The following is a 15175-nucleotide window of genomic DNA, read 5'->3' as shown; positions in this document are numbered from 1 at the left end:
TCGGTTCTTTTAGTGCAGTTCCAGTCGACGCGACATGTCAGAGGCGAAGACACCGTGCGGGTCGATCTCGTTGCGGGTGTCCAGCCAGCTCTGCATCTCGGGGTACATCTGGTGGAAGTTAGCGGCGGAAGTGCGCGATTCCTTGGCCAGGTAGAGGCGGCCGCCGAACTCCATGACGCGCTTATCCAGATCATCGAGGAAGGCGCCCAGACCCGGCTTGATCGGGAAGTCCACGCAGACGTTCCAACCCGGCATCGGGTAGGACAGCGGGGCCTTGTTGCCGGGGCCAAAGAGCTTGAACACGTTGAGCGCGGAGTAGTGGCCGGAGCGCTGTATGTCCCGGATGATGTCCTTGAAAGGCTCGACGGCGTCGGTCGGTACCACGAACTGGTACTGCAGGAAGCCGTTGGAGCCGTAGCCACGGTTCCACTCGCCGATGAGATCCAGCGGCTGGTAGAACTGGGTGAGGTTTTTGACCTGGTTACGCGCCGGGGCGCCCATGAGGTAGTAGGCCTCACCGATAGCCATGAGGGAAAGCTTGTTCATGGTGAAGTTCGGGAAGATATCCGGAACCGTCATCAGCTGCGGAGCGTTGAACTTCAACGGATCCTTGGCCAGCTTCGGGGCGAATTCCTCCAGCTGCGCCAAGGTTGCCAGCGAACCGCGGGAAATAGTGGAGCGACCCAGCTTTGGCTCCGGGGAGATGACGTCGAACCACGCGGAGGAGTACGTGTAGTTGTGCTCCGAGCCATCGGAGTGGAATTCCACGGTCTCGTCGAGGTTATTCGTGCGGTCCGTATCAGCGATGAAGTAGGCCGTCTCGGTCTTGGTCATCTTGATCCGAGCGCGGACAATAATGCCGGTCAGGCCCATGCCGCCGACAGTTGCCCAGAACAGCTTGCCGTCCGGATCATCTGCGGAGCCCTCCGGCTCGAGGTGCAGGATACGGCCATCAGCGACCAGCAGCTCCATCGACAGCACATGGTTGCCGAAAGAACCTGCGGAGTGGTGGTTCTTACCGTGAATATCCGGACCAATGGCACCACCGATGGTGACCTGGCGAGTACCCGGCAGTACCGGCACCCACAGGCCGTAGGGCAGCGCGGCCTTCATCAGCTGATCCAGTGTGACACCGCCGTCGACATCAACAATCGCCGACTCCTGGTCAATGGAGTGGATCTTGTTGAGCTTCTGCATGTCGATGACCAGACCGCCCGAGTTCTGGGCGGGGTCGCCGTAAGAGCGGCCCATACCGCGGGCAATTACACCGCGGCGCAGGTGGTCAGGCTTGTCGGAGTTCTGGTCTGCGACAGCCTTGACGGCGTTAACGATTTCATCCAAGTCCGGCGTCGACAGCACCTGGGACTTAGCGGGGGCGGTACGACCCCAACCGGTCAGGGTCCTGGCTTCTGTGTGTACGGCTCCGTAGGCACCGTTCGAAGCATCGGTGCTGGACTTGCCGTTAGTGTTAGTGGACATCAAGGCTAGGCTACCCCTTTGCACCGGCTCCGTCGCCCGTGACGCTCCGAGGTGTTGGTCACGCTTGAGGCTGCGCACGGGCCGTCGGAAAGCGAACGAAATGTACGGAGAGACTATAGATCCATAATTTTTCGGATCTCTTCCGGCAGCATCTCCTGCGAGGTGATTTGCGGGCCGTCGTAGGCCTCGAGTGCGCGGTAGACCTGTGCGCGTTCCTTGCTGTCGAGGATGGGCAGCTCCTCGGCGAACAGCATGACCATCTGGTTCGACAGCGGGGTGTTGGTGTACTCGGCGGCCATGTTGATGGTTTCGCGCGGCTTCTTCTTGAAAAAGTCGAACATGCGATAAAGGCTACCCCGCTTCGAATCCGTCACTCGCGATACCATCAACCTCATGACATCCACGCCCGCTGCTACTCCGCAGACCCTTGCCGTATGTAGTTCCACATCGCCCGTTGTCATTTGGCATGTGGAGCTCTCGCCGTCCTTTGCAGGCGAGAGGTTGTCGGGTGCATGGCTGGTGGATCCGCTTGACGACGGAGCCCTGGAGGCCGCCACCAATCTGCTCACCGGTTGCTTTGTTGCGACTGTGACCGCGGGCGATGGTGACGGCGACGCTGCAGCTGAGAGTGCTGAGAGTGCTGAGGGGGCGGACCTGCTATCGCAGGCGATTGAGCAGGCGGAGGCCACGGTGGTGGACCTGCCAGCATCGGTGGCCGGCATTCGTGACCACATCGGACAGCTGCGCGCCGCCGCGAAGGAAGAGAAGGCCAAGCCCGGCAAGGGAAATCTGACGGATCCGCGGTTTCCCAAGGTCAACGACGTGGAGGTCATTGATTTTCCGCATGTTGGCGAAAAAGTCGCAGGACCGGTGCTGGGGCTTGCCCGCGGGGTAGAAGAGCTGGTGGCGCAGTGGATGGCTGTGGAGTCGCAGCGCCTGCGTCGCAAGTACTTGGCAGAGCCGTGGGGCGCGGAGCCGCGCCAGATTCCGCTGGTAAAAACGCGCGCATTGTAGCGAGTTTTTGCTATCCAGGCCACCTTGTTTTTCCTGCGTACGCTGTGAAGTATGGCAGCACAGACCGATAACGTAGTCGCCTTCCCAGGCGTTCGCGTGGCCACGGAACCGGCCACGCTCATTATCGGTGCCTCTTTAGAGGAAGAACCGTGCAGTGCCCACCGCGTCTTCGGGGTCAATGACCAGATGGATCTGCGAAGCCTGTCCCGCGTGTTAGCGGTCATCTTTGGGTGGGGCGACGAAAGCGTGCCGACGAAGTTCCATTTGCCCGGCTCTGCGGTGGAGTCTGTGGCGCAGCTGGTGACTGGCGGCAGACCCGCAGCGGGCGGAGTCGTCGATGTTCCCTTATCCACCACAGTTGCCGAGGTGCTGCAAAGTCCCGGCGATACCCTTATCTGGCAGTGGGGCCTGTGGGAACATACCTTGCAGGTCAGAGAAGCTTTTGCCCGCGATGAGGCCACCCCGAATGCCCTGTGCATCGGTGGCTCGGGTTCTATCCGCGCACTGGGGGATATGGACGCGGAGGAGCCGGTAGATATTGCCGCAATTAATAGGGAATTGACCGGACGGGACTCTATTCAAAATACGTTGGCCGCCGCTCGTGCCGATGTCGTGGATATCATCGAGAGGTCGGGGGTGTTTGAATTCGTGCCCCTGTTACAGGCTCTGGACCTGCAGAGGTCGGAATCAACCGCGCTGGAATTGACCGGGGAGGCGGGGGAGAGCGTCGTCAAGCGATTGCGTGCATTGCCTATAGAGGACGCCGAGAAAGACCCGGCCGGGCACGATGCGGCGTTGGTGGAGCTGCTGTGTTTGGCGGCGCTGACCTCGGATGAGCTGCGGCATGATGTGGCGGCGCATGTCATGGAGCGCCTCGGTTGGGAGAGCGACGAGGGCATCCCGCTATCCGGCGAGGACGTGGAGGAATTGGCGGCCGCTAGCTGGGCGGAGATGAGCGCGTTGGGGCTAGCTGGGGAGGATGCGCTCTCGCCGGTGGAGCGGCTGGATCTGCTGCGTGAGGCGTTGCGGCGTTAGATCTTTTCTCCTCTTTATTGCCTGTTTATGTTCGCGCTGGCTGTTTGTTAGCTGGCCGGTGGCCTAGAATTCCTAGGCGTGTCAGCGAATGAAACAGCAAATGAAAACCCGAACCGTGAAAACGGCAAGCTCGGAAACGGCTCCCACGAAAATGGCTTTGTCGTAGAGGACTCGGCCGCAGTGCCGATGGCGACGGAGACCAAGGACGAGCACGGTCTGAAAGTGCAGATGATGCGCTTTATTATCTCCGGCGTTATTGCGGCGGTGGTGGACTTCGGCCTGACGTTCATCATGCTCAACGCCTTCGGGGCGACCAACTTCTGGGGCAAGACGGTTGGCTGGATTTTCGGCACGATTACGGCGTACATCATCAACAGCCGCTGGACCTTCAAGTCGAAGTCCTCGGCGAAGAAGGTGCTGGCAGTTGCGGTGCTGTACCTGATCACTTACGCCACGCAGGTCGGTATCTTCAACGTGTTGCAGCCCTGGCTCGTCGAATCCTGGGACTGGAACGCGCAGTGGGCACAGTTCGGCGCATTCGTTGTCGCGCAGGGCGTTGCGACGGTAATTAACTTCATCATTCAGCGTGTATTCATCTTCCGTGTGAAATAGCGCGATACGCTGGGGGACGTGACTTCGACTGCTTCTAATAAGGAATCCACTCAGCTGACCGCCGAAACCGATGTTGACATGCTGACTATTCAGCGCGTGCTGTTTGCTCCGCCCGCAGACTGGGTGGAGCCGGATTTGTACTACCGAGTCGAAGGCGTTGGCGCCTACGACAGCTCGGTGCAGGCCACCCGTAACTCGATCACGCTCGGTCGCCACACCGTAGTGCGCACTGACACCTACTTCGGTCGCTTCCGAGCTTCTTACTGGCAGCGCTGGACCTCAATTAAGCAGGTCGAAATCCGCGCGCGCGTGGTCGGTTCCGCGCGTGTGCTGGCCTACACCGAGGATATTGGGGGCCACCTCCGCTTGGAGGACTCCTGGGCAGCGGGCGGCTCGGATGCCGACGGCAACTGGACCGGTGAGCACTCGCCGATGTCGGGTTCTGCCAATGAAGAGGTACGCCTGACCGTCCCGCTGGACCGCTTCGCCGATGGCGGTGCCATTCACCTGCGCTTCGACACCGAGGACGCAGGCGCAAAGATTTCCGATGTCCGCTATGTTGTGCCCAAGTCGGCTATCAAGCGTGATATTCCGACTGACCTGGTCATTTGTTCTTACAACCGACCGGTTGATTGTGCTCGAACCGTCGCCACGCTGGCTGAGGACCTGCCAGCCCTTGAGCGCGTTCGCACCATCCGTGTCGTTGACCAGGGCGAACAGCACCCAGCCGACGAAGCTGACTTCATCTGGGCCAAGGAGATCCTCGGCGAGCGCCTGAACGTCGTCCACCAGCCGAACCTCGGCGGCGCCGGCGGTTTCTCCCGCGGCATGCGCGATGCCACCGCTGCGGGCGACTGCATGGTGCTGCTTACCGACGACGACATCCGCCCCGAGCCCGAAACCACCCTGCGCCTATCCGCCCTGGCCGTATGCGCGGAAAAGCCGATGCTGCTCGGCGCGCAGATGCTCTTCCTGTTCAACCCGACCAGTCTCTTCCGCACCGGCGAGACCTACAACTGGAAGGCGCTGACCGTCGAGGAGAACGACCCCAAGTTCGGTTACGCCGACGTGGACGTGCGCAAGTACCACCAGCTGCGTCGCCTGGGTGTTGACTACAACGCGTGGTGGACCTGCCTGGTGCCGTCCGAGGTCATTAAGAAGATTGGCCTGGCGCTGCCGCTGTTCTTCCAGTACGACGACATCGACTACGGCTTCCGTGCTGCCAAGGCTGGTTACCCGACCGACACCATTCCGGGCGCCGCCGTCTGGCACGCCGATTTCTACTGGAAGGACATCGAAAACGCCGCCCAGTACTTCGGCCTGCGCAACTCCCTCATCGCCGCCACCATGCACGGCGATGTCACCGCGAAGGACATGGTCAACGTCGCTTCACGACGAATCCTCTCGAACCTGGTCTCCATGCGCTACGGCCTGGCCTGGACGCAGATGGAAGCGGTTCGTGACCTGCTGCGTGGCCCGGAGGTGCTGAAGAACGCATCGCAGGGCGACTTCGCACGCATTTCTGCTGGTCGAAAGAACTTCCCGGAGACCGAGCTGCTGCCGATGCACGAGATGCCGGGTGGTCTGACTCCGGTTCGCCCGCCGTCACACGAGATCTCCAGCGAAAACAAGACGATGGCCAAGCGTTTGGCTTATACGCAGATGGGTAAGAAGCGCCCGGGTCCGGTGGCTGTGGCCTTCGAGGACTCCTTCTGGTGGCACATTTCCACCTTCGACGACGTGTGGGTTACCGATGCTTCCCAGAATGGAGTGCGTCACCTGGTCCGCGACCTGGAAAAGGAAAAGTCCATGCGTGCCGAGACCATCAGCCTCATGCGCGAACTTTCCTCCAAGTGGGACGACCTGGCGAAGCAGTGGCGTGCCGCCGTGCCATCTTTGACCAGCGAGGACAACTGGGAGAAGTTCTTCCAAGGCGAGTAGTCTTGCTGAGATTGGGCTGAGCCTGGGCGGGGGTTAATCCCTAGAGTGCAGAAACCGGCGGATAACAGGAAATTCGCCGTTTTCGTGCTCTAATAGTGTTTACTCACCTTAAAAATTCATAAATTTTCGAACGGAGTCTCGCCTCGTATGACTACGCCCATGCCCCCGAATAACACAGGCGACAAAACACGCAAACAGCTCATCACCATTCTGGTGCTGCTGGTACTAATCATCCTTGCAATGGTCGTGTTCCTGTTTGTCAAGATCTCCGGGGATCGGGGTGGCGATTCGGCGTCTGCTGAGGGCAGTGTGTCGTCGTCAAGCGAAAATGGCGATGCGCAGGGACAGGAGAAGTCCCCGGCTCAGGTGCAGGCAGAGAAGGCCGTCGTTGTGTACAAGCAGGTGCTGGCGAATCCAGCGCCGCTGCAGACTTTTGTCGGAGAAGTTAGTCCTGGTGGGGCGATGAAATATGCGCTCGTGCATCTTGATGATGGGTGCGTGCCCGAGCTGGTGCTGAACTATGGCACAAGTGCGATGAGCGCCGAAATTGATGCGATTGGTGTCTACGGCGTCGACGAAAATGGCCAGGAAGTTCAGTTTCAGAATTCCTATCAAGACGGTGTTACTTCAACGGGCGGTGTACGTCGCGCCCTTCAGCGAGCTACTGGTCAGCCGGGTATGTTCTCGTTGTCTGCAGAGAGGATGGGGCGCGATCAGGAAGATTTGCTGGTGACGCGCCAGGGCAATGAGCTGGTGGAAACACCTGCGAATCCGGGTGCTGGGGAGTTCGAACAGTTTAACTGGATTCCGGCTGACAACCTGGATATCGTCGAGGCCATTGCTGCTGGTAATGACTGCGCGCCGGGCTCGGGCTCAGGGGCGGGTGCTGGAGCTGATGGTCCTGGTGCTGATGGCGCTAGTGGTGCCAACGGTGGCCCGAACCCGACGGTGGGGCAGCAGGCTGAGGGCTCGGGTTCGAACTCGGACTCGGGCTCGGGTTCGCAGTCTGGGGCTTCGGACACGGGTTCTTCGTCGAGCAATGGCACCAGTGGCCAGCAGACGGTGACCGGCACGGTGAAGATTTTCCAGAATCGCGCCGAGGTTCTCGCTTATCAGCAGCGCGAGGATCCCAACCCGCATCTCGCCGATGACCGACAGTTTGCGATTTTGGTTCTTGACCAGCCAACTGACGTGACAGCCAAGCTAGCAGGAAGTAATGAAACTGAAACACGCACTATTGACCATGTCGTGATTAACCCAAATCTCCACAGCGACGGGGAAAAGGCAACGATTAGCTTCTCGACTGACAAGACATACTGGCCGTCGGACACGGGCATCCCGTTCGGTCTCGCTGTTGAGGACGGCGCCAAGGGGTAAGTAAGCCACAGTTGGGTATCCGCAACTAGTTATCCACAGCCGCCAAATTGTCCACAGGAACGGGCAATTTGGCGGCTTTTATTCTGCCAATTTTCACGGAGTCGGCCATAAATGAAGGCACTAATTCCAATGCGTGAGTTCCTGTAGTCAGCCTGCAACGAACCTGCAGCCAAAACGCAACCAACCTTAGGGAGTGCCGAACACCAATGCCAACCTGGAATTACGATTCCGATGGCCTCATCCACTCGGCTGCGCAGAAGCAAATCAAGCATCCTTGTGAATATGTCAGTGCCAAGTCAGAGCTGGATAATCTGCACGGCCACGTCGAAAGCACAAGTATTCGAGATAAATCCCTACTCAGACTGGCGCACGGCACCTACATCGAGTGCTCTCGCTGGAATGCTCTGTCAGCATTCGAACGTTTTCAACTGCAGATAAAGGCACTGGTCAAGCCAGGTTCCGGAACAATCATTACAGGCGAAGCAGCCGCTGCATTGCATGGTATCCCGTTGCTTGTTCGAAATGCCACAATCGCGCTTGCCAATTCCGGCCTGCGCCGACCTGGCGGCGGATTGCGCCATGTCGGTGGCAAAATCCTCGAACAAGACATCGTTCGCATTGGTGGACGCTGCGTTACCGATGTGCCGAAAACCGTCATCGATATTTGCCGCACCGCCGAGTCTGAAAACGGGCCAATCGTCGTTGACACCGCACTACGGCAGTGGTGTGACCTCGAAGAATTGCATACAGTCCTCACAAATTACCCACGTTCGCCGGGGACCCGTCGTGCCCGTGAGCTACTTCGAACTGCCAGCGAACACAGCGAAACCATCGGTGAGTCAATCACAAAGAAATGCATAATCGACTCAGGAATTGCCACGCTTTACGACGAAAAATGCGTGCTCATGCAGCAAGTCGAGTTCTATGACAGTGAAGGATTCATCGGGCGCGTCGATTTTTATGTGCCTCATCTGAATTTGATCATTGAGTTCGATGGGCTGACTAAGTATTCCGGTGGCGGGGTAGCAGCTACGGAGACTGTACTTCTGAAAGAGCAAGCTCGCGAGAAGCGTCTGAGGAACCTCCACTTAGATGTACTCCGCTTCCAATGGTCACAGGTCATTAGTGGGGACTGCGTGGAGGTCTTGCGACAGTTCGCTATTCGGCAGAGGCAGCGTATTCAGGCAGGTGGATTGGTATTTTCACCCGAGGTTGGGCGTTTTCGTCAAGCCACTGTCCCGTATAAAGATCGGCAGCTCCGTGAGTCGAGAATCCAGCAGCGTAAGCAGCGTTTGCAGCGTTTGTAGCTTCTGGAAAATGCGCCGACCTCGCGCGACTCCAGCTAAGTTCAGCTGCTGACCTGTCGCAATTGTGCTGACCGGACTTGGAACGATTTCGAGCGGATTGGCTCGGATTTCCAGCGACTTATGGCCAGTTTCACTTCACTCATCGACGGTTTTTCAAGACTCATCGACGCTTTTTGGCCGTCGTGCTCACTTATGGCCAACTTCTCGCCACTTGTCGATGTTTTTCCGGGACTTATGGCCAGCTTCCCGCCACTTATCGATGACTTTTCAGGACTTATGGCCACGCTGTTGGCCTGGCCCGCGCACTTATCGTAGGACTATTCACTTATGCGCAGGCTGTAGCGCATCGATGAGTGAATACCTCATCGATATGTCAGTGGAGTAGTGGGGAACCAGGGGTTAGGTAACACTTTTGCGCACTGAGCACGCGAAATGCGGACTACATGACCCGGGTGAGGCCAAATATGCAGGCCAGTGCAACCTCGGCCCCACCAGCCCCAGCGCCACAAGCCCAGCGCCGCAACGCCTGTGCCTCAATGCTTGCGCCCCACCAACCCCAGCGCCCCCAGCCCGAACTACTTCGACTTCGGATCGAAGCGCTCGAAGTTCTCCGCGCGGCCCTGTTTCAAAAGCTTGAACCAGCGGTAGAAGCCGCGGACATCGCGACGCTGAACCAGGAAGAACCAGCCGAAGCGCAGGAACTCCTGTGGCATGAGCTTGCGCATGCCGGGCTGGCTCATCAGGTAGCCGCGGTTGCGGTAGGTGAAGTAGCGCTTGAAGTCATTGGTCGGGTACTGCGTGTGCATCTTGCCGCCGAGAATGGGCACAAATTCACCCGAGCCGGAGGGGTGCAGGTAGGCCGTCGTCAAGCATGTGCCGAACCGGAGGCCGGAGCGGACCAGGCGGCGGTGGAATTCGACCTCGTCGCCGCGGATGAATAGGCGGTAGTCGGGAACGCCGAGCTGTTCCAGCGAGCGGGCGCTAAACAGCGCGCCGTTGAACAGGGATGCGATGCCGGGCAGGAGATCGTGGTTGCCGTCGATGGTCTCGAGGTCGCTAGGCAGTTCGAGCCCGGTCGCAGCCTTCTGATCTGCGAAGTTGGTGAACCACTTCGTGCCCTCGGAGTCGCGTACTTCCGGGAGTTTGGGGTTGATGCCGCTTTCGAAAAGCTCCTCGCGATGACGGCGCCACACCAGCCCGCGGCGCAGGGGGAATGCCAGCTTGTTCGGGGCCTTAATGTCGCAGACCACCGGCGAGACAGCGTCGAGCTGGTGACGTCGCGCGCAGCTGTGCAGCGCCTTCAGCACGTAGGAGTCCTCCGGGCGCCCGTCATCATCGGCGCACCAAATCCACTCCGCGCCCAGCGACAGCGCAGTCAGCATGCCCAGTGCGAAACCACCAGCGCCGCCCAAGTTCGTCTTGGAGCCGAAGTAGTGAATTTCCGGCGCCGATCCGCTTTCCGACGACTGCTGCGCCGCCACCTGCTCAGCGAGTTCCTTGACCTTCGGGTCATTGCCGTTGTCGACGATGATGAGCCATTTCGGCATGTGGGTCTGGCTGGCAACGATGGGAAGCGATTGACGCAGGTCCTCGATACGGTTGTGAGTCACCACGATTGCGGCCGTTGCTGCCTCATCGTGCTTTGGGTGGTCAGCCGAGTTTTCGCTCACTTCGTTCTCCATCGGGGACGTACCGTTTATTACTGTTTTTATTGCTGTCTATCTTGCCATGTTGCTCCGGGTGAGCAATTCGCCAACCACCCGCGCCGCCCGCAATCTGCCCACGAGCCGCTCGCTAGGCCACTATGGACCCGCACCCGGCTCCCCGCGAAGCTGCTACCGGCGCTGCGCGAGCACGTTGCGCACCTGGTCGGCGGCCTCTTTACCTTCGTAGGCTTCGACCACTTCGTCGACAAGCCCTGCCTGTCGAACCGTACCGTGATCAATCCACAGTGCCGTGTCACACAGCTGCGCCAGGAATTCATTCGAGTGCGACGCAAACACCAGCAGACCGGAGCGGTCGACCAATTCGGTCAACTTCGTCCGGGCCTTCGCCATGAATGCGGCGTCGACGGCTCCGATGCCTTCGTCGAGAAGCAGAATCTCCGGCTCAATGGACGTGACCACACCGAGCGCCAAACGCACGCGCATACCGGTGGAGTAAGTGCGCAGTGGCATGTGCAGGTAATCGCCGAGTTCGGTGAATTCTGCGATTTCGTCGAGCTTGGATTTCATCTGCTTGCGCGTCTGCCCCAGGAACAGGCCACGGATGATGATGTTTTCCAGGCCGGAGATCTCCGGGTCCATGCCGACACCGAGGTCGAACACCGGAGCCACACGCCCGCGCACATCGGCGGCACCGCGCGTGGGCTCATAGATTCCCGACAGTAGTCGCAGCAGCGTGGACTTACCCGCTCCGTTGTGGCCTACCAAGCCGACGCGGTCGCCCTCGCGCAGATGGATGTTGATGTCCTTCAGCGCCTCAATGACCACGACATTGGAGTCATTGCGGCCAATCGCACCACCCGCGGCGCCGAGGAACGCCTTCTTCATCGACCGCGATTTGGCGTCGAAAATGGGGAAGTCAACGCACGCGTTGTAAGTATCAATGCTGACCATGCTTATCCCTTGCTAGTTCTATTCGCTTTACGACGGCCTTTGCGGCCTAAACCCAGTAGCTCACGCGGGAGCGCCACAGGCGCATGGCCCCGAGTGCCAGCAACAGGCCAACTGCGGTGCAGGCGAGGACGATCCACCAGTGGTAGGTATCCACCGGCTGGCCGGTCAGTGGGGCGCGGATGATTTCCAGGTAGTGGAACAGGGGATTGATCTCTGCGATGCGTGCGCGTTCGGCGACGGCACCGCCCTGTTCCTCCAGTGTCTTGGTGGTCCACACAATCGGAGTCATGTAAAACACCAGCTGAATTAGGGAATCCAGCAGTGGTGCCACGTCGCGGTAGCGCGTAGCGATGATGCCGAAGAACATCGTCACCCACACACCGTTGACCACCAGCAGTGCCATCGCTGGGATGACTAGGAAGAAGTTCCAGCCCAAATCCGGACGGAAGACCAGCACGAGAATCAGCCAGATCACCATGTTGTGGGCCAGGAAAAGCAACTGACGCCACACCAGCCTGTAGACGTGAACACTCAGCGCACTGGGCAGCTGTTTGATGAGGCCTTCGTTTTCAATGAAGACGGTTGCGCCCTCGCGCACGCAGCCGGAGATGAAGCCCCAGATAATCAGACCAACGGTCACGTGCGGCAGGAAGAACGCCAGGTCCTGCTGGAACAGCAGCGAGTACAGCAGGCCGAGAGCCAGGGCCATCGCGCCGGTGGCAATGGTGATCCACAGCGGGCCAAGCGTGGAGCGACGGTACCGCTGCTTGATGTCCTGCCAGCCCAGTTGCAGCCACAGTTCGCGCTGGCCAAAGCCGGTAGCCAGATCCCGCCAGGCAGCGCCCATGGTACGGGAACGCGATTTGAAAGCCGGTGCCTCACCCGTTGCGTCAACCATTCGCGCAATGTCGCGGCGGAGGGTTTCCTCCGTGCGGATAGCGGAGCCATTGCGCACAGTATCGGCAGACTGGTCGGCTGCGTCTGCGGATTGGCAATCATTTTCTGCGTTAGTCACGTCTCCAAACTACTAGCAAGGGCGGATTAGATTGAATACCGACAGCGCCGGGCGAGCCATTATTCCACGTCGTGACGGCGAACAACGGTCGCGTGGGATGGTCGTCATTGGTGGTTACGTGGTGCTTCTGAGGCTGGTTCCACAACTGGTTATGTGACTGGTTATGTGAGTCTGGAAAACTTACATACAATCGCCGCTGTAACTGCTTTATGGCCTGCGGCTGGTGCATATGATTCACGCATTGGGAGTGCTTGCGCATGGCTACAGGCAGGAAAAGTTCAGCCAATTTTAAGCAACTACTAAAAAGGGATAAAGATTATCCTATAGGGGGTTGCTTCGATAGAATTGGCTCCAACTAAGATGTGCAAGCGATACACGGTTCGAGGCATGGACACTCGATTCGTGGGTGATTGCACGGTTAATTCTGAAATAGATATCGCAGCTTGAATTCGAAACCGGGAAAGGGTTTTCATGGCCTTTGATGTGCCTACAACCAGGGGTGCTTACTCGTCGCTTTCCGACGGGTGGACATACCTCAATGCGGGTCAACGCACCCAGGTGCCCGAACGTGTCCAGGCTGCGATGATCTCTGCATTTCGCAATGCACAGAAGTCCCTTCCAGGTGAGACTGGGGCGGGGGCTCATGGTCAGTCGCGTAGCTCGGGCGTTCCCGCTGCAGCGGAACTGACCGCCAGTGCGCGCCGGGCTTTTGCAGACCTCACTGGCGGTCCGGTCGCCGGTGTGGTGTTGGGATCTTCGCGTGAGGTGCTCATGGAGCAGTTCACGTCCGCAATGAGTCGACGCTTGACTCTCGGCTCTAACCTGGTGATTTCTCGCATCGGTTCGCAGGTCGTACACGCACCACTACGCCGGGCAGCCAATCTCTACGGGGCTCAAGTCCGCATTGCTGAGGCCGACTTGTCCTCGGGTACGTTGCCCTCCTGGCAGTTCGACGAACTTGTAGACGAGAGCACTCGCCTCGTTGTCGTCCCGGCCGCGGATCCGTTCGTTGGCACCATCGCGCCGGTAGCTGACATTTCTCGGCGGGTGCATGAGCACTCCAACGCCTGGGTGTTGGTCGATGCCTCGGATATTGTTGCCTACCGCGACGTGTCGATGAGCAAGCTGGGCGCCGACATCATGCTGGTTGACGCCTCCGTGCTGGGCGGGCCTGAGGTCGCAGCTTTGGTGTTCAGGGATCCCGAGATGTTCGAGCGCATGACGTCGTTAAGCTATGTGCCGAATGCGCGCGGCGTCGAGCGGATTGAGGTTTCCCCGGTGTCGCCGGCACTGCTCGGTGGGGTGTCGGAATCGGTGCTGCACCTGGCATCGCTGGATAGCACGGCGAGGGGGTCGCGTAGGCACCGCATTGAAACCGCGATGCCGCAGGTTTCTCGCTACTTGACGACGTTGTCGGAGCGCCTGATTGCGGCGCTGATGACCCTGCCGCGGGTGTACATCATCGGCATGGATACCGAAGATGATTCTTTCGCGAGTGTGTCGCGGGCACAGCACATTCCGCGTGTTAGCTTCCTCGTCGATGGAGTGTCGGCGAAGGTGGTCGTGGACAGGCTGCTGGATAATGGCCTGGTGACCAGCATTGTTGATGCGTATGAATCACCGCTGTTGGAGGCCATGGGCATCGCTGAGGCTGGAGGTGCCGTGAGAGTCGGCCTCCAGCCGTTCAATACGCCGCACGACATTGACCAGCTCGTGCGCGCAGTTGCCTCGCTCGGTTAACTAGGCGGTCAGCTAACTAGGCGGTCAGCACAATCTTGCCGCTGACCGCGCCACTGTCGAGCAGTTCGTGGGCCTTGGCCGCGTCGCGCATATCCATGACCTCATGAATTTGAGGGGTGACGGTGCCGTCGGCAAGCATTGGCCAAACGGTGTCCTCTGTGGCGTTGACGATGCGAGCCTTGTCGGCTAGATCGCGGTAGCGCAGGCCGGTGGCGGTAATGGAGCCGCGCTTGCTCAGCAGACGGCCGATGTTGAGCTCGCCCTTTACGCCACCCTGCATGCCGATGATAACCAGGTGGCCGTCCTTCGCCAGGGCCTTGACGTTTCGGTCGAGGTACTTTGCGCCCATGATGTCCAGAATGACATTGGCGCCGCCCTCAGCTGCGACGATTTCCTCGAAGTCCTCTTCCTTGTAATTGATGAGGATGTCGGCGCCGAGCTCCTTGCACTTAGCCAGCTTCTCCGCTGAACCGGCGGTGACTGCGACGCGAGCGCCAAGCTGCTTGGCCATCTGAATAGCGAAAGTGCCGATGCCACCCGCGCCACCGTGAACCAGTAGTAGATCGCCTTCCTTTAGGCCGGCAATCATCACGACATTCGAGAACACCGTGCAGGCAACCTCGACGATAGATGCGGCCTCGGTGAAGGAGTAGCCATGCGGCAGTGGGAGAATCTGGCCGGCCGGGACTGCGACCTTTTCGGCGTAAGCGCCACCGGAGAGAAGGCAGCAGACCTCGTCGCCGACTTTCCAGCCCTGAGAGTCGCCCTTGACCTCTTCAATGACACCCGCGCACTCCAGGCCGAGGGTGTCGGTCACGCCTTTCGGTGGCGGGTAGTGGCCAGCGGCCTGCAGCAGGTCAGCGCGGTTTACGCCAGCGGCTTTGACCTTGACCAGCACCTGCCCATCCTCGAGAGTCGGTTCCGGAGCATCGGCCCATTCCAGGGCGCGGGGGTTGGAAAGATCAGTCTGAATGATTGCCTTCATAGTCTTCAAAGGTAATGCAAAAACTGGTTATGCACGCGGCATTTCAAGCTCT

The 15175-nt window shown here is 59.3% G+C and carries 13 protein-coding genes; 7 read left to right on the top strand and 6 right to left on the bottom strand.

The features are described 5' to 3' along the window. Positions 1–9: 9 nt before the first annotated feature. The gene (locus tag HMPREF3042_RS09205; protein WP_070856912.1) at positions 10–1479 is read right to left on the bottom strand and encodes a decaprenylphosphoryl-beta-D-ribose oxidase; all 1470 of its coding nucleotides are present in this window, start codon (positions 1477–1479) and stop codon (positions 10–12) included. Positions 1480–1592: 113 nt separating this feature from the next. Continuing rightward, positions 1593–1820, bottom strand: a complete 228-nt coding sequence (locus tag HMPREF3042_RS09200; RefSeq protein WP_005510976.1) for a hypothetical protein — start codon at positions 1818–1820, stop codon at positions 1593–1595. A 52-nt stretch (positions 1821–1872) separates the two neighbouring features. Here HMPREF3042_RS09200 and HMPREF3042_RS09195 point away from each other — a divergent pair, with 52 nt between their 5' ends. The 6 genes from HMPREF3042_RS09195 to HMPREF3042_RS09170 all read left to right on the top strand — a co-directional run bounded on the left by HMPREF3042_RS09195 (position 1873) and on the right by HMPREF3042_RS09170 (position 8765). Continuing rightward, positions 1873–2493: a hypothetical protein gene (locus HMPREF3042_RS09195; RefSeq protein ID WP_070856910.1), complete on the top strand. Its 621-nt coding sequence runs from the start codon at positions 1873–1875 to the stop codon at positions 2491–2493. A gap of 51 nt (positions 2494–2544) precedes the next feature. Continuing rightward, entirely contained in the window at positions 2545–3528 is a 984-nt protein-coding gene (locus tag HMPREF3042_RS09190; RefSeq protein ID WP_070856908.1) for a hypothetical protein, read from the top strand. A gap of 78 nt (positions 3529–3606) precedes the next feature. Then, positions 3607–4140, top strand: a complete 534-nt coding sequence (locus HMPREF3042_RS09185) for a GtrA family protein (RefSeq protein ID WP_070856906.1) — start codon at positions 3607–3609, stop codon at positions 4138–4140. 18 nt (positions 4141–4158) lie between these two features. Further along, the gene (locus HMPREF3042_RS09180; RefSeq protein WP_070856904.1) at positions 4159–6081 is read left to right on the top strand and encodes a glycosyltransferase; all 1923 of its coding nucleotides are present in this window, start codon (positions 4159–4161) and stop codon (positions 6079–6081) included. Positions 6082–6228: 147 nt separating this feature from the next. After that, the gene (locus tag HMPREF3042_RS09175) at positions 6229–7458 is read left to right on the top strand and encodes a hypothetical protein (protein WP_070856902.1); all 1230 of its coding nucleotides are present in this window, start codon (positions 6229–6231) and stop codon (positions 7456–7458) included. Positions 7459–7664: 206 nt separating this feature from the next. Beyond that, complete coding sequence (locus tag HMPREF3042_RS09170; RefSeq protein ID WP_070856898.1) at positions 7665–8765, top strand: PDDEXK family nuclease; 1101 nt, start codon at positions 7665–7667, stop codon at positions 8763–8765. A 575-nt stretch (positions 8766–9340) separates the two neighbouring features. On the opposite strand, the gene HMPREF3042_RS09165 is transcribed toward HMPREF3042_RS09170, so the two are convergent. The 3 genes from HMPREF3042_RS09165 to HMPREF3042_RS09155 all read right to left on the bottom strand — a co-directional run bounded on the left by HMPREF3042_RS09165 (position 9341) and on the right by HMPREF3042_RS09155 (position 12398). After that, entirely contained in the window at positions 9341–10447 is a 1107-nt protein-coding gene (locus HMPREF3042_RS09165) for a glycosyltransferase (protein WP_070832747.1), read from the bottom strand. A 153-nt stretch (positions 10448–10600) separates the two neighbouring features. Next, complete coding sequence (locus HMPREF3042_RS09160) at positions 10601–11383, bottom strand: galactan export ABC transporter ATP-binding subunit Wzt/RfbE (protein ID WP_038627279.1); 783 nt, start codon at positions 11381–11383, stop codon at positions 10601–10603. A gap of 46 nt (positions 11384–11429) precedes the next feature. Beyond that, on the bottom strand, positions 11430–12398 hold the full coding sequence (locus HMPREF3042_RS09155) for a galactan export ABC transporter permease subunit Wzm/RfbD (RefSeq protein ID WP_083321871.1): 969 nt from the start codon (positions 12396–12398) through the stop codon (positions 11430–11432). Between the two features lie 471 nt (positions 12399–12869). Between HMPREF3042_RS09155 and HMPREF3042_RS09150 the strand changes: the two genes are divergently transcribed. After that, complete coding sequence (locus HMPREF3042_RS09150; protein WP_070856896.1) at positions 12870–14138, top strand: aminotransferase class V-fold PLP-dependent enzyme; 1269 nt, start codon at positions 12870–12872, stop codon at positions 14136–14138. Between the two features lie 16 nt (positions 14139–14154). On the opposite strand, the gene HMPREF3042_RS09145 is transcribed toward HMPREF3042_RS09150, so the two are convergent. Next, complete coding sequence (locus HMPREF3042_RS09145; RefSeq protein ID WP_070856894.1) at positions 14155–15123, bottom strand: NAD(P)H-quinone oxidoreductase; 969 nt, start codon at positions 15121–15123, stop codon at positions 14155–14157. Positions 15124–15175: the final 52 nt, after the last annotated feature.

Source organism: Corynebacterium sp. HMSC074C05 (assembly GCF_001838325.1).
GTDB lineage: Bacteria > Actinomycetota > Actinomycetes > Mycobacteriales > Mycobacteriaceae > Corynebacterium > Corynebacterium amycolatum.
Note: the sequence above shows the minus strand (reverse complement) of the source record. Positions and strands in the feature narration are given on the sequence as shown.

Coding starts and splice junctions, on each gene's coding strand:
- HMPREF3042_RS09205 (WP_070856912.1), bottom strand. CDS start 1,479: ATGTCCACTAACACTAACGGCAAGTCCAGCACCGATGCTTCGAACGGT.
- HMPREF3042_RS09200 (WP_005510976.1), bottom strand. CDS start 1,820: ATGTTCGACTTTTTCAAGAAGAAGCCGCGCGAAACCATCAACATGGCC.
- HMPREF3042_RS09195 (WP_070856910.1), top strand. CDS start 1,873: ATGACATCCACGCCCGCTGCTACTCCGCAGACCCTTGCCGTATGTAGT.
- HMPREF3042_RS09190 (WP_070856908.1), top strand. CDS start 2,545: ATGGCAGCACAGACCGATAACGTAGTCGCCTTCCCAGGCGTTCGCGTG.
- HMPREF3042_RS09175 (WP_070856902.1), top strand. CDS start 6,229: ATGACTACGCCCATGCCCCCGAATAACACAGGCGACAAAACACGCAAA.
- HMPREF3042_RS09170 (WP_070856898.1), top strand. CDS start 7,665: ATGCCAACCTGGAATTACGATTCCGATGGCCTCATCCACTCGGCTGCG.
- HMPREF3042_RS09165 (WP_070832747.1), bottom strand. CDS start 10,447: ATGGAGAACGAAGTGAGCGAAAACTCGGCTGACCACCCAAAGCACGAT.
- HMPREF3042_RS09160 (WP_038627279.1), bottom strand. CDS start 11,383: ATGGTCAGCATTGATACTTACAACGCGTGCGTTGACTTCCCCATTTTC.
- HMPREF3042_RS09150 (WP_070856896.1), top strand. CDS start 12,870: ATGGCCTTTGATGTGCCTACAACCAGGGGTGCTTACTCGTCGCTTTCC.
- HMPREF3042_RS09145 (WP_070856894.1), bottom strand. CDS start 15,123: ATGAAGGCAATCATTCAGACTGATCTTTCCAACCCCCGCGCCCTGGAA.